Here is a 20,426-nt window from a genome sequence, read left to right as displayed (position 1 = left end):
AAATTTCGTCAAACCACTCAGAAACGTCTCACCTCAATTTGCCCCTTGTGTAACTCGTCGTCGCCCTCCCCCGCCCTTACCGTGGGACTGGCGCCGCAGCACGTGCGCGAAAGCTCGCCCTGTGCCGCGGAAAACTCCAACGACAACCACAAGACAAGGGGATACCCATGCGTATGACTTCCCTCTTCGCCGCCCTTCTCGGGGCCGGCGTGCTGGCTCATTCGCCCTTCGGAATGGCCGACGACAAGAAGGGCAATCTGGTGTTCTGTTCCGAAGGCAGCCCGTCCGGGTTCGACTCCGCGCAATACCAGAGCGGCACCGACAATGACGTCGCCGAACCGCTGTACAACCGCCTCGTGGAGTTCCAGCGCGGCGCCACCGGCGTGCTGCCCGCGCTCGCGACCGACTGGAGCATCTCTGACGACGGCCTGATCTACACCTTCAACCTGCGCCCCGGAGTGAAATTCCACAGCAACGCCGCCTTCAAACCGAGCCGTGACTTCAACGCCGAAGACGTGCTGTTCACCTTCAACCGCATGCTCAACACGACCCACCCGTTCCGCATGGCCTACGGCACCGAGTTCCCCTACTTCAGCGCCATGGGCCTGGACAAGACCATCGCCAAGGTGGAAAAGACCGGGCCGATGACCGTGGTCTTCACCCTCAACCAGGTCGATGCGTCGCTGATCCAGAATCTGGCGATGAGCTTCGCGTCGATCCTCTCGGCCGAGTACGCCGAACAGCTACTCAGCCGCGGCACGCCGGCGGACATCAGCCACAAACCGATCGGCACCGGGCCTTTCGTGTTCACCCGTTACCAGAAGGACGCGCAGATCCGCTACCGCGGCAACCCGGACTACTGGGCACCGGAGCAGGTGAGGCTCGACAACCTGATTTTCTCGATCAACACCGACCCGTCGGTACGCGTCCAGAAGCTGCGCAAAGGCGAGTGCCAGGTGACCATCCACCCCCGCCCCGCCGACCTCGAGGCCCTGCGCCGCGACGAGACCATCAACCTGATCGAGAAGCCCGCCTACAACCTCGGCTACATCGCCTACAACACCCAGAAAAAACCGTTCGACCAGCTCGAAGTGCGCCAGGCCCTGGACATGGCCGTGGACAAGGAAGCGATCATCAAGACTGTGTTCCAGGGCGCCGGCCAGGTCGCGGTGAACAGCATGCCGCCCACGCAGTGGTCCTATGACGAGAGCATTACCGACCCGCCCCAAGACATCGAAAAAGCGCGCCAGATGCTGCGCGACGCCGGGGTCGAGGAAGGCACCGAAATCACCCTCTGGGCCATGCCGGTTCAGCGCCCCTACAACCCCAACGCCAAGCTGATGGCGCAGATGCTCCAGGACGACTGGGGCAAGCTCGGGCTCAAGGTGAATATCGTCAGCTACGAATGGGGTGAATACCTCAAGCGCGCCAAGGACGGCGAGCACGACACCATCCTGATCGGCTGGACTGGCGACAACGGCGACCCGGACAACTGGCTCGGCACCCTCTATAGCTGCGACGCCATCGGCAGCCACAACCACTCCATGTGGTGCGACCCGCAATACGACGCCCTGGTGAAACAGGCCAAATCGGTCACCGACCGCGAGCAGCGCTCCGAGCTGTATCGCCAGGCCCAGCACTACATCAAGCAGCAAGTGCCCATCACCCCCGTCGCCCACTCCACGGTCAGCCAGCCGGTAAGCACGAAGGTGAAGGATTACCTGGTGAGCCCGTTCGGTCGCACCTCCTTCCTGGATGTTGGCATCGAGTGATGTCGGTCCTCGCCGGATCAAGGCTTACCCGCCCCAATCCCGTGCAATGACCTGTGGGTTCACAAGACCCGCCGGTGCTCTTACAAGAACAAAAGGAAGCATCGCCTTGAAAGCACTCTCTATATCCATCGCCGCACTGACCCTCTGCGGCCTGACCAATCAGGCCCGGGCCGAATCCCTCAGCCACGACTACCTGCCAATCAGCCTCAAGGAGAACAACGCCCAGGCCGAAGCCGGCGGATTCTTCGAAGGGCAGAGCCTGTCCGGCTCGACCCGCAACTGGTATTCACACGAACGCGCCACCAAAGGTCCGCAGTTCCGCTACTACAAGAGCGACGGCACCCGCCACAACAGCCACAGCCGCGATAACTGGGTGCAGGGCACCATCCTCGATTACAGCTCGGGCTTCAGCCAGGGCCCCGTGGGCTTCGGCGTCCAGGTTGCGGGCTACAACGCCATTGCCCTGGAACGAAGCCGCGCCGCGGTGGCCGGACCCAACAACCGCACCCTCACCCACAGTGACGGCGATGTCATCGGCCAGTGGAGCAAGATCGGCCTGGCCAACCTGAAGGCACGCGTCTCCCACACCACCCTGACGGCGGGCCGCCATACGGTGAACACGCCGGTGATCGCCGCCATCGGCAACCGCGCCTTGCCGTCGAGCTTCGACGGCGTCAGCCTGCACAGCGCGGAATTCCACACCCTGTCGTTCGACCTCGGCAGCTTCGAGCGCGTGTCGAGCCGTACCGAACAGGGCAAGAGCAAATTCACCACGGAATACTCGGCCATCGGTGCCCAGGCCGACCGGGTCAGCATGGCCGGCCTCACCTACCAACCGATGAGAAGCCTGACCACCAGCCTGTACTTCGCCAATGTCGAAGACATCTGGAACCAGTACTACCTCGCGGCGTCCCACGACCTCGGCGACACCGCCATGCTCGGCCTGACCACCGGCTTCAACTACTACGGCACCCGCGACCACGGCCGCGGCAAACAGGGGCCGATCGACAACGACACGTTCAGCCTGTCCTTCGCCCTGACGCACAAGGCCCATACCCTCGGCCTGTCGTGGCAGCAAGTGAACGGCAACGAGTACTTCGACTACCTGCACGACACCAACGGCATCTTCCTGGCCAACTCGCTGTACTCCGACTTCAACGGCCCCAACGAGAAATCCGTGCAGCTCAGCTATGTGCTCAACCTGACCCCCTACGGCGTGCCGGGGGTACGCCTGAACCTCTACAACGCCCGCGGCTGGGGCATCGACGGGACTCACTACCGCGGCAGCGGCTACGATGTACAAAAGCTCGATGGCGAGCACCACAAAGAATGGGGCATTGGCGTGAGCTATGCGGTGCAGGACGGCGCACTCAAGGACACCAGCATCCGTGCCACCTACAGCACGCACCGGGCGAGCCGGGCGCAGATTGATGGCAATGTGGACGAAATGCGCGTCGTGACCACCATCCCCTTCGACATTCTCTGAGCACTCCCGCGCCCCGGCCACGACGTTGGCCGGGGCGCAGACGGGAACCGAGAAAAGGAGCCTGCATGAATCCCTCTCCCCTTCAGGCCGCACTGGCGGCCCTGTTGCTGAGCACCTCGGCAAGCCTCTGCGCCAAGCCGCTGGTGGTCTGCACCGAGGCCAGCCCGGAAGGTTTCGACATGGCCCAGTACACCACCGCGGTCACCGGTGACGCCGTCGCCGAAACCCTGTTCAACCGCCTGGTGGATTTCACGCCCGGCACCACCGATATCCAGCCGGCCCTGGCCGAACGCTGGGACATCAGCGACGACGGCCTGACCTACACCTTCCACCTGCGCCGGGGCGTGAAATTCCACCACACCGACTGGTTCACCCCGACCCGCGCGATGAACGCCGACGACGTGCTCTGGAGCTTCCAGCGCCAGCTCGACCCGAACCACCCGTGGCACGACAAAACCAGCATCGGCTTCCCCTATTTCGAAAGCATGGGTTTTCGCGACCTGCTGAAACGCGTGGAAAAGACCGACGACCACACCGTGGTCTTCACCCTGACCCGCCCGGAAGCACCGTTTCTTCGCGACCTCGCCATGGCCTTCACCTCCATCTATTCCGCCGAATACGCCGACCAGTTGCTCAAGACCGGCAACACCGGCGACCTCAACAGCAAGCCGATCGGCACCGGCCCCTTCGTCTTCCAGCGTTACAACAAGGACGCGCAGATCCGCTACAAGGCCCACCCGGACTACTTCCGTGGCGCGCCACCGAGCGAGACGCTGGTGTTCGCCATCGCCAATGACAACAACGTGCGCGTGCAGAAACTGCGCGCCAACGAATGCCAGGTCGCGCTCTATCCGAAGCCCGACGACGTGCCCGCGCTCAAGGCCGACCCGATGCTCAAGGTCGCCGAGCTGGAGGCGCTGGTCACCGGCTATATCGCCCTCAACACCGAGCACCGTTACCTGAGCGATGTGCGGGTGCGCAACGCGATCAATATCGCCTTCGACCGCCAGACCCACATCGATCAACTGTTCGGCAAGGGCAACGCGCTGCTGGCGGTCAACCCGTACCCGCCGACCCTGCTGGGCTACAACCAAGACAACCACAACCCGCCCCGCGACCTCGACAAAGCCCGGGCCCTGCTCAAGGAAGCCGGGGTTCCGCAAGGCACGGCGCTGACCCTGTTCACCCGCAACGGCGGTGGACCGACCAATCCCAATCCGCGACTGAGCGCGGAAATGCTCCAGGACGACCTGGCGAAGATCGGCCTGAAGGTCGATATCCGGGTCATGGAATGGGCGGAAATGCTGCGCCGGGCGAAGAACGGCGAGCACGACATGGTGTCCACCGGTTGGGCCGGCGACAACGGCGATCCGGACAACTTCCTGACCCCGCTGCTCAGTTGCGAGGCAGCCAGAAATGGCGAGAACTATGCTCGGTGGTGCAACGAGAAATTTCAGGCGCTGATCACCCAGGCCCGCCAGGTGACCGATCCGCGACAGCGCGAGGCGCTCTATAAGCAGGCGCTGGCCGTGTACGATGAGGACCGGCCGTGGATAACCATGGCCCATCCGAAGATGTTCACGGCCATGCGCCGGAACGTCGAGGGCTACATCATCAGCCCCCTGACTAATAACAACTTCGCCACCACCTTGGTGAAGTAGAAAAATAATGCTGCCCACAGCCCCACCACGGCAAAGGCAGCCCGCCTGACCGGCTGACGAGGAACACCAGAAGATGTTTAGTTTCATTGCCCGGCGTCTGGGACTGCTGATCCCGACATTTTTCGGCATCACGCTACTGACTTTCGCGCTCATACGACTCATCCCGGGTGACCCGGTGGAAGTGATGATGGGCGAGCGCCGGGTCGACCCGCAAATGCACGCCCAGGCCATGGAGCGGCTGGGCCTGAACAAGCCGTTGCCGGAGCAATACCTGGATTACGTCGGCAAGCTGGCCCAGGGCGATCTGGGCGAATCGCTGCGCACCCGCGAGAGCGTCTGGCACGAGTTTCTCGCCCTGTTCCCCGCCACCCTCGAACTGGCCCTGGCCGCGTTGCTGTTCGCCGGCACCCTCGGCGTACTGGCCGGTGTCATCGCCGCGCTCAAGCGGGGTTCGATCTTCGACCACGGCGTGATGGGGCTATCGCTCACTGGTTATTCGATGCCGATTTTCTGGTGGGGCCTGATTCTCATCATGTTCTTCTCGGTCAACCTCGGCTGGACGCCGGTGTCCGGGCGCATCGACCTGCTTTACGACATCGAACCGAAGACCGGCTTCATGCTCATCGACACCCTGCTCAGCGAGGAAGAAGGCGCATTCAAGGACGCCCTGATGCACCTGATCCTGCCGGCCATCGTGCTGGGCACCATCCCGCTGGCGGTGATCGCGCGGATGACCCGCTCCTCGATGCTCGAAGTGCTGCGCGAAGACTACATTCGCACCGCCCGGGCCAAGGGCCTGTCGCCGGCGCGGGTGGTGTTCGTCCACGGCCTGCGCAACGCGCTGATCCCGGTGCTGACGGTGTTCGGCCTGCAGGTCGGCACGCTGCTGGCCGGCGCGGTCCTTACCGAAACCATCTTTTCCTGGCCGGGCATCGGCAAATGGCTGATCGAGGCCATCGGCGCCCGCGACTACCCCGTGGTGCAGAACGGCATCCTGTTGATCGCCTGCCTGGTCATCCTGGTCAACTTCGTCGTCGACATCCTCTACGGCCTGGTCAATCCACGCATCCGTCACCAGCGCTGAGGCCCTCATCATGAATACTCCCGCGCCAACCCCCGTCAACGCCTCCAGCCCCCTCGACCAGAGCCTGCTCTATCCGTCGCCGTACAAAGAGTTCTGGCACGCCTTCTCGCGCAACAAGGGCGCAGTGGCCGGCCTGCTGTTCATGTGCCTGATCGTCTTCTGTGCGTTGTTCGCGCCCTGGGTCGCGCCGCACAACCCCAGCGAGCAGTACCGCGAATTCCTGCTGACCCCGCCGGTGTGGCTCGAAGGCGGCAACTGGCAGTTCATCCTCGGCACCGACGAGCTCGGCCGCGACTTGCTGTCGCGACTGATCCAGGGCTCGCGGCTGTCGCTGCTGATCGGCCTGTCGTCGGTGGTCATTTCGTTGATCCCGGGGATCATCCTCGGCCTGCTCGCGGGCTTCTTTCCGAAGGCCCTCGGCGCCTCGATCATGCGCCTGATGGACGTGATGCTGGCCCTGCCGTCACTGCTGCTGGCGGTGGCGATCGTCGCCATCCTCGGCCCTGGCCTGGTCAACACGGTGATCGCCATTGCCATCGTCTCGCTGCCGTCCTATGTGCGCCTGACCCGCGCCGCGGTGATGGGCGAACTCAACCGCGACTACGTCACCGCCGCACGCCTGGCCGGCGCCAGCCTGCCGCGCCTGATGTTCATCACCGTGCTGCCCAACTGCATGGCGCCGCTGATCGTGCAGGCGACCCTGAGTTTCTCTTCGGCGATCCTCGATGCCGCCGCCCTCGGTTTCCTCGGCCTCGGCGTGCAACCGCCCACCCCCGAGTGGGGCACGATGCTGGCCTCGGCCCGCGACTACATCGAACGCGCCTGGTGGGTGGTGAGCCTGCCGGGACTGACCATTTTGCTCAGCGTGCTGGCAATCAACCTGATGGGCGACGGACTGCGCGATGCGCTGGACCCGAAACTCAAGAATGCCGCCTGAGGAGAAGCCCATGTCACTTCTGCAAATCCGCAATCTCAACGTGCGCTTCGGTGACGCCGGCGCCGTGCCAGTGGTCGACGGCCTTGACCTGAGCGTGGCCAAGGGCGAAGTCCTGGCCATCGTCGGCGAGTCCGGCTCCGGCAAGTCGGTGACCATGATGGCGCTGATGGGCCTGATCGACGCCCCCGGGCGGATCAGCGCCGACGCCCTCACCTTCGACGGCCACGACATGCTCAAGATCAATGGCCGGCAACGGCGCAAGGTCGTGGGCAAGGACATGGCGATGGTCTTCCAGGACCCGATGACCGCCCTCAACCCCAGCTACACCGTGGGTTTCCAGATCGAGGAAGTGCTGCGCCAGCACCTCGGCCTGCGCGGCAAGGCGGCGCGCCAGCGGGCGCTGGAGTTGCTGAAGAAAGTCGAGATCCCGGCTCCGGAAAGCCGTCTCGATGCTTATCCGCACCAACTCTCCGGCGGCATGAGCCAACGGGTGGCGATCGCCATGGCGATTGCCGGCGAACCCAAGCTGCTGATCGCCGACGAACCCACCACCGCCCTCGACGTGACGATCCAGGCGCAGATCATGGAACTGCTGCTGAACCTGCAGAAAGAGCAGGACATGGCGCTGATCCTGATCACCCACGACCTCGCCGTCGTCGCCGAAACCGCCCGCCGGGTCTGCGTGATGTACGCCGGGCAAGCGGTGGAAATCGGCCAGGTGCCGGAGCTGTTCGAAGTGCCCGCCCACCCTTACAGCGAAGCGCTGCTCAAGGCGATTCCCGAACACAGCCTCGGCGCCGAGCGCCTGGCCACCCTGCCCGGCATCGTCCCCGGCCGGTATGACCGGCCCAGTGGTTGCCTGCTGTCGCCGCGCTGTCCGTATGTGCGCGACAACTGCCGTCAGCAACGCCCCGACCTCGATCCCCAGGCCCACAGCCTGGCCCGCTGCTTCTACCCACTGAACCAGGAGGTAGCGTGATGAGCGAAGTCGTCCTCACTGCCCGTGACCTCACCCGTCACTACGAAGTCTCCCGTGGCCTGTTCAAGGGCTACGCCACGGTCCGCGCGCTGAATGGCGTGTCGTTCGAACTGGAAGCCGGCAAGACCCTGGCCGTGGTCGGCGAGTCCGGCTGCGGCAAGTCCACCCTGGCCCGCGCCCTGACGCTGATCGAAGAGCCGTCTTCCGGCTCGCTGAAAATCGCCGGCCAGGAAGTCACCGGCGCCGGAAAACGCGAGCGCAAGCAGTTGCGGCGCGACGTGCAGATGGTGTTCCAGAGCCCCTACGCCTCGCTCAACCCGCGGCAGAAGATCGGCGACCAATTGGCCGAACCGCTGCTGATCAACACCGCGCTGTCGCGCACCGAACGGCGCGAGAAAGTGCAGGCGATGATGTTGCAGGTGGGGCTGCGTCCCGAGCACTACCAGCGTTACCCGCACATGTTCTCCGGTGGCCAACGCCAGCGCATTGCCCTGGCGCGGGCGATGATGTTGCAACCGAAAGTGCTGGTGGCGGACGAACCGACCTCGGCGCTGGACGTATCGATCCAGGCCCAGGTGCTGAACCTGTTCATGGACCTGCAAAAGGAATTCAACACCGCCTACGTGTTCATCTCGCACAACCTCGCGGTGGTGCGGCATGTCGCTGATCAGGTGTTGGTGATGTACCTGGGGCGGCCGGCGGAGATGGGGCCTAAGGCGGATATCTACGAGAAGCCGCTGCATCCGTATACGCAGGCGTTGTTGTCGGCGACGCCGACGATTCATCCGGACCCGTTGAAGCCGAAGATCAAGATTGCCGGTGAGCTGCCCAACCCGCTGAATCCGCCGGATGGCTGTGCGTTCCATAAGCGCTGCCCGTATGCCACTGAGCGTTGCGGGCGGGAAGTGCCGGCGTTCCGTCAGGTGGGGACGCGGCAGGTGGCGTGTCATTACGCGGAGCAGTTTCTTTAAAGCCCAATCGCGAGCAAGCTCGCTCCTACAGGATTCGTTCGGCGTCATCCTGACGTTAAACCTACCTGTAGGAGCGAGCTTGCTCGCGAAGCGGTTTGAAATAATCAGTGCATAAACAGCGCAATCAGAATGATCACCGGAATCGGCACACCCAACATCCACAGCAGTAATGAACGCATGATTGTTCTCCTTCTAGTTCATTTCAATTAACGAATCGGGGCAGCAGGGTTGTGCGCTACATGCCGGTCGGCATAGCCCACGGTGTCACTTTCGAGCCAGCGCGCCTGATCACGCTGACGACCGCCGAACAGCGCCGCGAAGCTGGCGAAGAACGCGCCACACAGCAGGGCGACGAAGGTCCACAGCGCCGTCCATGCCGCTACCTTGGCCGCGGTGTCAGCCGCTTGTTTGGCCTCGACTTTCGCCTGTTGCACCTGACCGACCACCTGATCCACCCGCGCCTCGGCTTCCGCCTGGGTCAGGCGAGTGCGTTGTGCCACCAGTTGTGCCAGGTAGGCATGGTCTTCCGGCGCCAGGGCGCGGTCTTGGGTCACGGTGCGGGCCAGAATGCGCGCAGCCACGCCATTGGCGGCATCGTCGCTTACCGGCGCGGGGCCTTCGCCACGGAACAGGCTGTCAACGAAGTAGCCCATCGACGCATCGCTGTTGGCTGCCGCGACGGCACCCGCCTGAACACCGGCACCGGCCATGCTGCCGACCGTGCCGACGACCAGCACGGCCGCTACCAGCGTGGCGACTGCCCACGACAGGAAGCCATGCGCGGTGTCGCGGAAGTACACCTCATCGCCATGCAGGTTGGCCCATTTCACCCGCAGCCGACCGGCGAGGTAGCCACCCAGGCCGGACGCGAGGATCTGGGTCAACAGCAACCAGATGATGGTCGAAATCCCCAGCGCCTTGGCACTGGCCCCTTCGCTGGCCCAGGGCGAGGTCGCGGCGAAGCCGAGCCCGGCGCCCAAGACCACCAGAATCAGTGACAAGGCCGCCGCCGCCGCAGCGCCTGCGAATATGGCCGCCCAGGACACACCCGAGCGATTCGGGCCTGCATCGAGCGTGGGTGAGTAATCGTTAGTCGTGATCATGTGCGCCTCTCCGGTGAGCGAAATGTCCCTACGCTCAACAACGGTGCACCCGGCATGCCAAATGTTTCAAATGATGAACCCCAATGAATCCGGGGGTTTGCCGGCAGGTGGGCGTCTTAGGACCGTGCAAAATGCCGGATTGGCGAAGCGCTGGTGGGTTTTATGCAAGATGTTTCCGTTTCACCGCCACGGATCGACCATGAGTCCCCGGGACTTGCACAACACTCAGCCCCCTCGGCACTATTTCCGCCATGACCCAGACCTTCCCCGACGGCCCCGCCCAAACCCCGCTCACCGCCGACACCGTGCTGCGCTATCACCTGTGCTGGAAGCACCGTGACCTGGACGGGGTAATGGCGCTCTACCACCCGGATGTCGAGTACCACGACTTCTTCCAGAACCGCGTGCTCGGCTACCGTGAGCTGCGCGACTACGTGCGCGCCTGCCTGCCCCATGAGGCCGGCGAAGACATCATTCACAGCGACCGCATCCGCGTCGATGGCTGCACCGCCTTCATCCAGTACCAGGTGACGGTGCAGGGTGGCGAGGGCCTGGTCGCGTTCCAGTCCAGCGAAGCCATCACCGTCAGGGACGGGCTGATCTGGCGGGTCAACGAATACGCCACCCTGGTGCGCCGGGACGCCACACGCGCCAGCCGCACCGGCCCGCGCCCCGCCACCAGTCGCCTGGGCCTGTCGCCACGGCAGTTGAGCACCATGGCCCAGGACCTCGAGCACTACTTCCAGCGCCAGCGCCCCTATCTCGATCCTGAACTGGACCTGCAACGCGTCGCCAAAGAGAGCGGCTACAGCCGCAACCAGATTTCCTACCTGCTCAACCAGGTCCTCGGCCAGAGCTTCTACCGCTACGTCAACCAGGCCCGCCTGCACCATCTGCTGGCCGGCCTGGGCGAAGCCAGCGCCAGCGCGCCCGTCGACGAACTGGCTTTCGATGCCGGCTTCAATTCGCTGTCGGCGTTCTACAAGTGCTTCCGCGAGCACACCGGGCTGTCGCCCAAGGCCTATGTGAAGCAGATTTCCCTGCGTGCACGCACGTAAGACAGCACGTCCCGCCCGCCACTAGGATCGGCCCCACACCCTGATGATGTGGAGCGGAACCCGATGCAACCCTGGCGCACGATCAGCCTCTGGATGGACCAACTCGAAGAGCCGCTCTGCGCGCGCCCGGCCCTGCGCCAGGACCTCGACCTCGACGTCTGCATCATCGGCGCCGGCTACACCGGCCTGTGGACCGCCTATTACCTCAAGCGCCAGGCGCCCCACCTGAACATCGCCATCATCGAAGCCAATATCGCCGGCTTCGGCGCCTCCGGGCGCAACGGTGGCTGGCTGATGGGCAACCTGCTCGGCGAAGACCGCCTGCTCGCCACCCTCTCGCCGCAACAACGACGCGAGAGCATCGACCTGCTCCACGGCATCCCTGATGAAGTCCACAGCGTGTTGCAGCGCGAAGGCATCGATTGCGACTACCGCAAAGGCGGCGTGCTCTACTGCGCCGCCCGCTACCCGGAACAGGAACGCAGCCTGCGGGCCTGGCTCGACGACCTGTACCGCCAGGGCATGCGCGAAGACGACTACCGCTGGCTACGCCCCGAAGAACTGGAAGGGCAACTGCGGGTCAGCAACGCCTACGGCGCGATCTTCAGCCCGCACACCGCCACCATTCAGCCGGCGAAACTCGTTCGCGGCCTGGCCCGCGCCGTCGAAAACCTCGGCGTGACGATCTACGAAAACACCCCGGCCATCGACTGGAACCCCGGTCAGGTACGCACGCCACTGGCGTCGATCCGCTGCCAGTGGGCGGTGCCGGCGGTGGAAGGCTACGCGGCCAGCCTGCCGCCGCTGGGCAAGCATCAACTGCCAGTGCAAAGCCTGCTGGTGGCGACCGAGCCGCTGCCCGAATCCGCCTGGGAACAGATCGGCCTTGCCCAAGGCCAGGCGTTCAGCGAAAGCAGCCGTCAGGTCACCTACGGCCAGCGCACCCGCGATGACCGCCTAGTGTTCGGCGCCCGCGGCGGCTACCGCTTCGGCGGTCGCCTGCGTGAAGACTTCAGCCTGACCCACAACGAAATCGAACTGCGCCGCTACCTGTTCGGCGAGCTGTTCCCGCACCTGAAGAGCGCGCGCATCACCCATTCCTGGGGCGGCAACCTGGGCATGGCGCGACGCTTCCGCCCGCACATGCTCTGCGACCGCCAGCGCGGCATCGCCCTCGCCGGCGGTTACGGCGGCGAAGGGGTGGGCGCCACCAACCTCGGTGGGCGCACCCTCGCCGCGCTGATCCTCGACCAGCACAACGCACTCACCGCGCAGCCGTGGGTCCACGACAACCGTCCGCTGTCGAGCCTCGCCAGTTGGCCGCCGGAACCCTGCCGCTGGCTGGGCTACAACGCGATCATCCAGAGTTTCGTGTTCGAGGACCGCACCCTCGCCAGCCCCGCCAGCCCGCCGTGGCGCCGGCGCCTGGCCGGTGGCCTGGCTGATCTCATGCAAGGCTTCATGCACTGACTTTTCACCACAGAGGTTCACCGGCCATGAGCATCACCCAGTTCAAACACACCGAGACTGTCGCGCTTGACAGCTCCAACCCCGTCGCCGTGCCCCTCGGCGAGCCCGTCGCGGTGACGTCGGTCACCTGCGTCGAACGCAGCGACGGCGTCGAAACCGGCATCTGGGAATGCACGCCGGGGCGCTGGCGGCGGCAGATCGTGCAACAGGAGTTCTGCCACTTCGTCAAAGGCCGCTGCACCTTCACCCCCGACGGCGGCGAGCCGCTGTCCATAGAAGCCGGAGACGCACTGATGCTACCGGCCAACAGCACCGGCATCTGGGATATCCAGGAGACCGTGCGCAAAACCTACGTACTGATTTTTTGATCTTTTGATCCGCTGATCGCCTGCCTTCGATAACAACAGACAACGCAAGGTAACCCGGACATGCGCACCCTTCTTCTCGCACCTCTTCTTCTCGCACCCCTGATGCTGAACGCCGGCGTGGCCAACGCCGCCGACTCGGTGAAAATCTACAACTGGTCCAGCTACATCGCGCCCGACACGTTGAAGAACTTCCAGCAGGCCAGCGGCATCGTGCCCACCTACGACGTCTTCGACAGCAACGAAACCCTCGACGGCAAACTGATGACCGGCAACTCCGGTTACGACGTGGTGTTCCCGTCCAACCACTTCATGGCCCGGCAGATCCAGGGCAAGGCCCTGAAGAAACTGGACAAGAGCCAGTTGCCCAACTGGCAGAACCTCAACCCGGTGCTGATGAAGGCGCTGGAGGTGAACGACCCCGGCAACCAGTACGGCTTCCCTTACCTCTGGGGCAGCACCGGCATCGGCTACAACATCGACAAGGTCAAGGCGGTGCTCGGCGACAACGCCCCGGTGGATTCGTGGGACCTGATCTTCAAGCCCGAGTACATCAGCAAGCTGAAAAGCTGCGGCGTCGCGGTGCTGGATAACGGCCCCGAACTGCTGCCGATCGCCCTGCACTACCTCGGCCTGCCGCACCACAGCCAGGACCCGGCGGACTACGAGAAAGCCAAGGCGTTGCTGATGAAGGTGCGGCCGTACATCAGCTACTTCCACTCATCGAAGTACACCGGCGACCTGGCCAATGGCGACGTGTGCGTAGTGGTGGGCTTCTCCGGCGACGTCCTGCAAGCGAAGAACCGTGCGCTGGAAGCGAAGAATGGCGTGAAGGTGGGTTACTCGATTCCGAAGGAAGGGGCGCCGATGTGGTTCGACATGGTTGCCATGCCGGCGGACGCGCCTGACGAAAAAGCCGGTTACGCCTACATGAACTACCTGCTGCAGCCGGACGTGATGGCCAACATCAGCAACTTCGTGCAGTACGCCAACGGCAACCTCAAGGCGGACGGATTGGTAGACCCGCAGCTCAAGGCCAACAACATGATTTATCCGAGCGAAGACATGATGGGCAAGCTGTATGCCCTGGAGGCGATGCCGGCGAAGATCGACCGGATCAGGACGCGGATCTGGACTGGCATAAAGGCAGGTAACTGACCTTCGGCCAGGTGCAAGCTACAAGCTGCAAGCCTCAAGAAAAAGCGGGCCAGTGCATGGACCGCTTCTTCTTGTAGCTTGCAGCTTCAAGCTTGTCGCTGCATCAATGGTGCTCGCGGGTCGCGCGGAATTTCACGTCCGGCCAGCGCTCTTCCATCAGCGCCAGGTTGACCCGGGTCGGCGCCAGGTAGGTCAGGTGACCACCGCCGTCCACCGCCAGGTTTTCCACGGCCTTGACCTTGAATTCTTCGAGCTTCTTCTTGTCATCGCAGGCGATCCAGCGAGCCGACCAGACGGTGATCGGCTCGTAAGCGCATTCGACCTTGTATTCCTCTTTCAGGCGGCTGGCGACCACATCGAACTGCAGCACACCCACGGCGCCGAGGATGATGTCGTTGCTGCGCTCCGGGAAGAACACCTGGGTCGCGCCCTCTTCGGCCAACTGTTGCAGGCCCTGACGCAGTTGCTTGGATTTCAGCGGGTCCTTCAAGCGCACGCGGCGGAACAGTTCCGGGGCGAAGTGCGGGATACCGGTGAAGCCCAGGCTCTCGCCTTCGGTAAAGGTGTCGCCGATCTGGATGGTGCCGTGGTTGTGCAAACCGATGATGTCGCCCGCGAAGGCTTCTTCCAGTTGCTCACGCTCGGAGGAGAAGAAGGTCAACGCGTCGCCGATGCGCACGTCCTTGCCGGTGCGCACGTGGCGCATCTTCATGCCCTTCTCGTACTTGCCCGAGCAGATACGCATGAAGGCGATACGGTCGCGGTGCTTCGGGTCCATGTTCGCCTGGATCTTGAACACGAAGCCGCTGAACTTCTCTTCCACCGGCTCCACGGTGCGTTCGTGGGCAACCCGGGCCAGCGGGCGCGGCGCCCAGTCGACGACGGCGTCGAGCACGTGGTCGACACCGAAGTTGCCCAGCGCGGTACCGAAGAACACCGGGGTCAGTTGGCCGTTGATGAACTCGTCCTGGTTGAACTCGTGGCAGGCGCCCTGCACCAGTTCCAGTTGCTCGATGAAGCGATCGTACTCGTCGCCCAGGTGTGCGCGTGCTTCGTCGGAATCGAGCTTCTCGATGATCTTCACCTCGGTACGCTCGTGGCCGTGGCCCGGGGTGTAAACGATGATGTAGTCATCGGCGAGGTGATAGACGCCTTTGAAATCCTTGTAGCAACCGATCGGCCAGGTGATCGGCGCGGCCTTGATCTTCAGGACCGCCTCGATCTCGTCGAGCAGCTCGATCGGGTCGCGGATATCGCGGTCGAGTTTGTTGATGAAGCTGACGATCGGCGTATCGCGCAGGCGGCAGACATCCATCAGGGCGATGGTCCGCGGCTCGACGCCTTTACCGCCGTCGAGCACCATCAGCGCCGAGTCCACGGCGGTCAGGGTGCGGTAGGTATCTTCCGAGAAGTCTTCGTGGCCCGGGGTGTCGAGCAGGTTGATCATGTGCTCGCGATAGGGGAACTGCATCACCGAGGTGGTGATGGAAATACCACGCTGCTTCTCCATTTCCATCCAGTCGGAAGTGGCATGGCGGTCGGACTTGCGCGACTTCACCGTACCGGCGACAGCGATCGCCTTGCCCATCAGCAGGAGCTTCTCGGTGATGGTGGTCTTACCGGCGTCGGGGTGGGAAATGATTGCGAAAGTGCGGCGCTTCGCGACTTCGGCGGCCTGGTTGGTCATGGGAAATCGCCTGACTGGGGATTGAAAAATGGGGCGGTATCATACCTGAAGTCGGGCGGGGACCAAAATCTGGTCCCTGATTTTGTTATTCCCATACACAGGTTGAGGTGTCACTCAACCGTGCTGGATTTCTCGGTGAACCCCTCCAGCGTCACAGGTGGGCGGCCAGGCATGCGAGCAACCAGGTCCAATTTGCCGCCCATCGCCTCCAGGTAATTGCGCAGGGTGGAAATCAGCATATCGCTGCGGTTCTCAACCTTTGAAACATTGGCCTGCCGAATCGACATTCGCTCTGCGACATATTCCTGGGTGATTTCCAGTTCCTTGCGCAGCGCCTGTAATGTCATTTCCTCGCGAAGCAACTCACGGGTTCGCGACTGAACGCGCGCTCTGCTTTCCGGAGAAAGACTGCCTCGTATTTCATCAAGTGTTATCGACATCTAGACCTCTCCTGACAAGTACCTGCCAAAACGCTCATCCGCTTGAGCAATGAGTTTCTGATAAAAACGCCCCTGACCGACGCCGGCTTTGTCGCCTGCAACAAGCAAAACCGCACAGCGCGAAGGGTCAAAAGCAAAAGCTACGCGCCACACCCCCTCACCGAACCGAAACCGCAACTCCTTCATGTTGCAATACCGGGAGCCATTCAAGGTATCGACCCTCGGACGTCCCAACATTGGCCCCAGGGCTTCCAACACTTCCATCTGGGAAATCAATTCCTCCCTGAACCGTTCGTCGTAGGTTCGAAATTCGGCAGCAAACTCAGGGCACAACCTGACTGACCATTTCAAAAATACCTCCAAAGGAATATTCCCTCAAGCGACTATTTGCTAGAAGTACGGAGGTAAATACTCTCCCTCGCGACTAACGGCCCAACAGCAGGTACTTCAACGCCTCCACGTCAGAATCACGCTGCTTTCTCGTGCGAGATTTCGCACACCCCAGGGATAAACACTGGCCAAATGCCGCCTCAGATGGGAACCTTTAAAGCAATGGAGGCGTCCATTCCCCTGCAATGACCGTTGGTCGGGGTGGGTTTCACCGGCAACACAAGCCTGACGGGGCTTCGCTCATGGCGCGCATTTTTGCCCGCCGCTTTTCGCGCACAGACTGCCCGTCGCCTGGAATGGCGACACACGACGGCGTCTGCGCGCCGACTATAAAAAGGAGTCCGCCTATGGCTGTACGCTATGGCAAGGGGCTGATGGGATGGGCCGCCGCGCTCGTCATCCTGGCCCTGCTGATCCACTGGATCGGCATCGATACGATCGCGCACTACCGCGCCGATCTCTGGTTCTACCTGCAGGCGCACCTGATGCTGGTGTTGCTGTCGATGGTGGCGGCGCTGGCCGTGGGTATCCCCGCCGGCATTGCGCTGAGTCGACCGCACCGGGTCGACCGCGCCGAACGCTTCATGCAGATCTTCAACATTGGCAACACCGTTCCGCCCCTCGCCGTCCTCGCCATTGCCCTGAGTATCCTCGGCATCGGCGCCGGCCCCGCGATCTTCGCGCTGTTCCTCGCCTCGTTGCTGCCCATCGTGCGCAACACCTACGAAGGCCTGAAAAACGTTCCCGCCTCGCTCAAGGAAGCCGCCACCGGCATCGGCATGACCCCGCGTCAGTCGCTGTGGAAGGTCGAGCTGCCGAATGCCGTGCCGATCATCGTCGGCGGTGTGCGGGTGGCCCTGGCGATCAACGTCGGCACCGCACCGCTGTCGTTCCTGATCGGTGCCAATAGCCTGGGCAGCCTGATCTTCCCTGGCATCGCCCTGAACAATCAGCCGCAATTGCTACTCGGCGCGGCCTGTACCGCGGCCCTGGCATTGCTGCTCGACGCGCTGGTCAGCCAGTGCAGCCGCCGCTGGCTGGAACGCGGCCTGACTCACTGACCGAGGGACCCCGATGAAAAGAATCGCCTTGCTGCTGGGCGCGGTCCTGCTGTTCGCAGGATTTGCCCAGGCCGCCGAAAAACCCTTGATCCGCATCGGCGCGCGGGTCTTCACCGAGCAGACCGTGCTCGCCGAACTCACCGCCCGCTACCTGCGCCAGCACGGCTTCGACGTGCGCATCACCGGCGGACTGGGCAGCAATCTGGCGCGCAGTGCCCAGGAAAGCGGCCAACTGGACATGGTCTGGGAATACACCGGCGTGTCGCTGGTGTCGTACAACCACATCGACGAACGCATGCCGAACGCCGAGGCCACCTACGCCCGGGTCAAGGAGCTGGACGCGAAGAAGGGCCTGATCTGGCTCGCGCCGTCGCGCTTCAGCAACACCTACGCCCTGGCCCTGCCGCGCAACATTGCCGAGCAGTACCCGCAGGTGAACAGCATCAGCCAGTTGAACCAGGTGCTGCGCGATGAGCCGAAGCAGACCCACGTGCTGGCGCTCGACACCGAATTCGCCAACCGTCCCGACGGCCTCACCGGCCTGACCGAAACCTACGACCTGCAATTCACCCGCAAGGACATCCGCCAGATGGATGCCGGCCTGGTCTACACCGCCCTGCGCAACGGCCAGGTATTCACCGGCCTGGTCTACACCACCGACGGTCGCCTGAGCGCCTTCGACCTCAAGCTGCTGGAAGACGACCGCCACTACTTCCCCGACTACACCGCCGCGCCCGTGGTGCGCAAAGAACTGCTCGACGCCCACCCGCAACTGGCCGGACTGCTCAAGCCGCTGGCGGAACAACTGGACGACGAGACCATGCGCCAGCTCAACGCCAAGGTCGATGTCGAGCACCAGAGCCCGGGCAAGGTCGCTGACGAGTTCCTCAGCCAGCATCCACTGCAAGGAGGTGCGCAATGAGCCTGCTGGATACCTTCACTCACCTGGACTGGGCGCAAGTGCTGCAACTGACCGGCCAGCACATCACCCTCGTCGGCATCGCCGTCACCCTGGCGATTGTCGTGGGCGTGCCGCTGGGCATTCTGATGACCCGCTTCCCCGCCCTCGCCGGCCCGCTGCAGGCCAGCGCCACGGTGCTGCTGACCGTGCCGTCGATCGCCCTGTTCGGCCTGCTGCTGCCGTTCTACTCGAAGTTCGGCCAGGGCCTCGGCCCGCTGCCGGCGATCACCGCGGTGTTCCTTTATTCGCTGCTGCCCATCATGCGCAACACCTACCTGGCCCTGACCAGCGTCGAGCCGGGCATCCGTGAAGCCGCCCGCGGCATCGGCATGACCTTCGGCCAGCGCCTGCGCATGGTCGAGCTGCCGATCGCGGTGCCGGTGATCCTCGCCGGCGTGCGTACCGCCGTGGTGATGAACATCGGCGTCATGACCATCGCCGCGACCATCGGCGCCGGTGGCCTTGGCGTACTTATCCTGACCTCCATCAGCCGCAGCGACATGTCGATGCTGCTGGTCGGCGCCGTGCTGGTGAGCCTCCTGGCCATCGCCGCCGACCTGCTGCTGCAAGCCCTGCAACGCTCGCTGACTCCAGAAGGACTGCTCAAATGATCGAACTCCAGAACCTCTCGAAAACCTTCCAAAGCAACGGCAAGGAGGTCAAGGCGGTCGACTCGGTCAGCCTGACCGTCAACGAAGGCGAGATCTGCGTCTTCCTCGGCCCTTCCGGTTGCGGCAAGAGCACCACGCTGAAAATGATCAACCGCCTGATCGAGCCCACCTCGGGCAAGGTGCTGATCAACGGCGAAGACACCACCGGCCTCGACGAAGTGACCCTGCGCCGGCGCATCGGCTACGTGATCCAGCAGATCGGTCTGTTCCCCAACATGACCATCGAAGAGAACATCACCGTGGTCCCGCGCCTGCTCGGCTGGGACAAGCAGAAATGCCACGACCGCGCCCGCGAACTGATGAGCATGATCCGCCTGGAGCCCAAGCAGTATTTGCAGCGCTACCCGCGCGAACTGTCCGGCGGCCAGCAACAGCGCATCGGCGTGATCCGCGCGCTGGCGGCCGAGGCACCGCTGCTGCTGATGGACGAGCCGTTCGGCGCGGTCGACCCGATCAACCGCGAGATGATCCAGAACGAATTCTTCGAGATGCAGCGGGCGCTGAACAAGACCGTGATCATGGTCAGCCACGACATCGACGAAGCGATCAAGCTGGGTGACAAGATCGCGATCTTCCGCGCCGGCAAGCTAGTGCAACTGGACCACCCGGACACCCTGCTGGCGCACCCGGCGGACGAGTTCGTCAGCAACTTCGTCGGCCAGGACAGCACCCTCAAGCGCCTGCTGCTGGTGCGCGCCGAAGACGCGGCGGACAACGCCCCGTCGGCCAGCCCGGAAATGGTGGTCGCCGATGCGCTGGAACTGATGGACGAGCATGACCGCAAATATGTGGTGGTCACCGACCAGGAAAACCGTGCGCTGGGCTATGTGCGCCGGCGCGACCTGCATCGCCAGCAAGGAACGTGCGCCGACTTCCTGCGCCCGTTCAACGCCACGGCGGCGCATGACGAGCATTTGCGCATCCTGTTGTCGCGGATGTACGAGTTCAACCGGGCCTGGCTGCCGGTGCTGGATGCCGATCAGGTGTTTTTGGGGGAAGTGACCCAGGAATCGATTGCGGCGTACCTGAGTTCGGGGCGGTCGCGGGGTGGCAAGACCAGCATTGTGTCGCCGGCTGAAGCGGCGGTTTAACGCTTGAGCGCCTCATCGCTGGCAAGCCAGCGCCCACCGCTACTGTGTGGGAGTTGGCTCGCCAGCGATGAGGCCCTCTAG

The 20,426-nt window shown here is 63.5% G+C and carries 19 protein-coding genes; 15 read left to right on the top strand and 4 right to left on the bottom strand.

Going from position 1 to position 20,426, the window contains the following annotated elements:
- The first annotated feature begins 167 nt into the window (after window positions 1-167).
- The 7 genes from CKW37_RS29195 to CKW37_RS29165 all read left to right on the top strand — a co-directional run bounded on the left by CKW37_RS29195 (window position 168) and on the right by CKW37_RS29165 (window position 8,890).
- Window positions 168-1,772 carry an ABC transporter substrate-binding protein gene (locus CKW37_RS29195; RefSeq protein ID WP_095159578.1) on the top strand — a complete coding sequence of 535 codons (1,605 nt, stop codon included), beginning with the start codon at window positions 168-170 and terminating at the stop codon, window positions 1,770-1,772.
- 106 nt (window positions 1,773-1,878) lie between these two features.
- Window positions 1,879-3,258: an OprD family outer membrane porin gene (locus tag CKW37_RS29190; RefSeq protein WP_095159577.1), complete on the top strand. Its 1,380-nt coding sequence runs from the start codon at window positions 1,879-1,881 to the stop codon at window positions 3,256-3,258.
- Window positions 3,259-3,323: 65 nt separating this feature from the next.
- Window positions 3,324-4,919 (top strand): ABC transporter substrate-binding protein, encoded by a 1,596-nt coding sequence (locus CKW37_RS29185; RefSeq protein ID WP_095159576.1) that lies wholly within the window; start codon window positions 3,324-3,326, stop codon window positions 4,917-4,919.
- Between the two features lie 73 nt (window positions 4,920-4,992).
- Window positions 4,993-6,003: an ABC transporter permease subunit gene (locus CKW37_RS29180; protein WP_095159575.1), complete on the top strand. Its 1,011-nt coding sequence runs from the start codon at window positions 4,993-4,995 to the stop codon at window positions 6,001-6,003.
- 10 nt (window positions 6,004-6,013) lie between these two features.
- On the top strand, window positions 6,014-6,940 hold the full coding sequence (locus CKW37_RS29175) for an ABC transporter permease subunit (protein WP_095159574.1): 927 nt from the start codon (window positions 6,014-6,016) through the stop codon (window positions 6,938-6,940).
- Window positions 6,941-6,950: 10 nt separating this feature from the next.
- On the top strand, window positions 6,951-7,919 hold the full coding sequence (locus CKW37_RS29170; RefSeq protein ID WP_095159573.1) for an ABC transporter ATP-binding protein: 969 nt from the start codon (window positions 6,951-6,953) through the stop codon (window positions 7,917-7,919).
- The gene (locus CKW37_RS29165; RefSeq protein WP_095159572.1) at window positions 7,919-8,890 is read left to right on the top strand and encodes a peptide ABC transporter ATP-binding protein; all 972 of its coding nucleotides are present in this window, start codon (window positions 7,919-7,921) and stop codon (window positions 8,888-8,890) included. The genes CKW37_RS29170 and CKW37_RS29165 overlap by 1 nt, the downstream gene beginning before the upstream one ends.
- A gap of 206 nt (window positions 8,891-9,096) precedes the next feature.
- Here the strand turns inward: CKW37_RS29165 and CKW37_RS29160 are convergent, their stop codons facing one another.
- Window positions 9,097-9,993 (bottom strand): hypothetical protein, encoded by an 897-nt coding sequence (locus tag CKW37_RS29160; RefSeq protein ID WP_095159571.1) that lies wholly within the window; start codon window positions 9,991-9,993, stop codon window positions 9,097-9,099.
- Between the two features lie 251 nt (window positions 9,994-10,244).
- Here CKW37_RS29160 and CKW37_RS29155 point away from each other — a divergent pair, with 251 nt between their 5' ends.
- The 4 genes from CKW37_RS29155 (at window position 10,245) to CKW37_RS29140 (ending at window position 14,044) form a co-directional block, all read left to right on the top strand.
- Entirely contained in the window at window positions 10,245-11,051 is an 807-nt protein-coding gene (locus CKW37_RS29155; RefSeq protein ID WP_095159570.1) for a nuclear transport factor 2 family protein, read from the top strand.
- A 63-nt stretch (window positions 11,052-11,114) separates the two neighbouring features.
- Window positions 11,115-12,521 (top strand): FAD-binding oxidoreductase, encoded by a 1,407-nt coding sequence (locus CKW37_RS29150; protein ID WP_095159569.1) that lies wholly within the window; start codon window positions 11,115-11,117, stop codon window positions 12,519-12,521.
- Between the two features lie 26 nt (window positions 12,522-12,547).
- The gene (locus CKW37_RS29145) at window positions 12,548-12,889 is read left to right on the top strand and encodes a cupin domain-containing protein (protein WP_095159568.1); all 342 of its coding nucleotides are present in this window, start codon (window positions 12,548-12,550) and stop codon (window positions 12,887-12,889) included.
- A gap of 60 nt (window positions 12,890-12,949) precedes the next feature.
- The gene (locus tag CKW37_RS29140) at window positions 12,950-14,044 is read left to right on the top strand and encodes a polyamine ABC transporter substrate-binding protein (RefSeq protein ID WP_095159567.1); all 1,095 of its coding nucleotides are present in this window, start codon (window positions 12,950-12,952) and stop codon (window positions 14,042-14,044) included.
- 103 nt (window positions 14,045-14,147) lie between these two features.
- Here the strand turns inward: CKW37_RS29140 and CKW37_RS29135 are convergent, their stop codons facing one another.
- From CKW37_RS29135 to CKW37_RS29125, 3 genes are all read right to left on the bottom strand, one after another.
- A complete protein-coding gene (locus CKW37_RS29135; protein WP_095159566.1) occupies window positions 14,148-15,731 on the bottom strand; it encodes a peptide chain release factor 3 in 1,584 nt (527 codons plus the stop codon).
- Window positions 15,732-15,841: 110 nt separating this feature from the next.
- Window positions 15,842-16,171, bottom strand: a complete 330-nt coding sequence (locus CKW37_RS29130; RefSeq protein ID WP_095159565.1) for a helix-turn-helix domain-containing protein — start codon at window positions 16,169-16,171, stop codon at window positions 15,842-15,844.
- Entirely contained in the window at window positions 16,172-16,534 is a 363-nt protein-coding gene (locus tag CKW37_RS29125; protein WP_256587888.1) for a type II toxin-antitoxin system RelE/ParE family toxin, read from the bottom strand.
- 374 nt (window positions 16,535-16,908) lie between these two features.
- Between CKW37_RS29125 and CKW37_RS29120 the strand changes: the two genes are divergently transcribed.
- Genes CKW37_RS29120 through CKW37_RS29105 form a run of 4 tightly spaced genes read left to right on the top strand, consistent with a single transcriptional unit; the run spans window position 16,909 to window position 20,345 of the window.
- The gene (locus CKW37_RS29120; RefSeq protein WP_095159564.1) at window positions 16,909-17,622 is read left to right on the top strand and encodes an ABC transporter permease; all 714 of its coding nucleotides are present in this window, start codon (window positions 16,909-16,911) and stop codon (window positions 17,620-17,622) included.
- Window positions 17,623-17,635: 13 nt separating this feature from the next.
- Window positions 17,636-18,544 carry a glycine betaine ABC transporter substrate-binding protein gene (locus CKW37_RS29115; protein ID WP_095159563.1) on the top strand — a complete coding sequence of 303 codons (909 nt, stop codon included), beginning with the start codon at window positions 17,636-17,638 and terminating at the stop codon, window positions 18,542-18,544.
- Window positions 18,541-19,194, top strand: coding sequence for an ABC transporter permease (locus CKW37_RS29110; RefSeq protein WP_095159562.1), 654 nt, complete (start codon window positions 18,541-18,543; stop codon window positions 19,192-19,194). The genes CKW37_RS29115 and CKW37_RS29110 overlap by 4 nt, the downstream gene beginning before the upstream one ends.
- Window positions 19,191-20,345: a betaine/proline/choline family ABC transporter ATP-binding protein gene (locus tag CKW37_RS29105; protein WP_095159561.1), complete on the top strand. Its 1,155-nt coding sequence runs from the start codon at window positions 19,191-19,193 to the stop codon at window positions 20,343-20,345. The genes CKW37_RS29110 and CKW37_RS29105 overlap by 4 nt, the downstream gene beginning before the upstream one ends.
- Window positions 20,346-20,426: the final 81 nt, after the last annotated feature.

Source organism: Pseudomonas sp. Irchel 3E13, from assembly GCF_900187455.1.
Lineage (GTDB): Bacteria > Pseudomonadota > Gammaproteobacteria > Pseudomonadales > Pseudomonadaceae > Aquipseudomonas.
The sequence above is the reverse complement of the archived record's forward strand: the minus strand, read 5'-3'. Positions and strand labels throughout refer to the sequence as shown.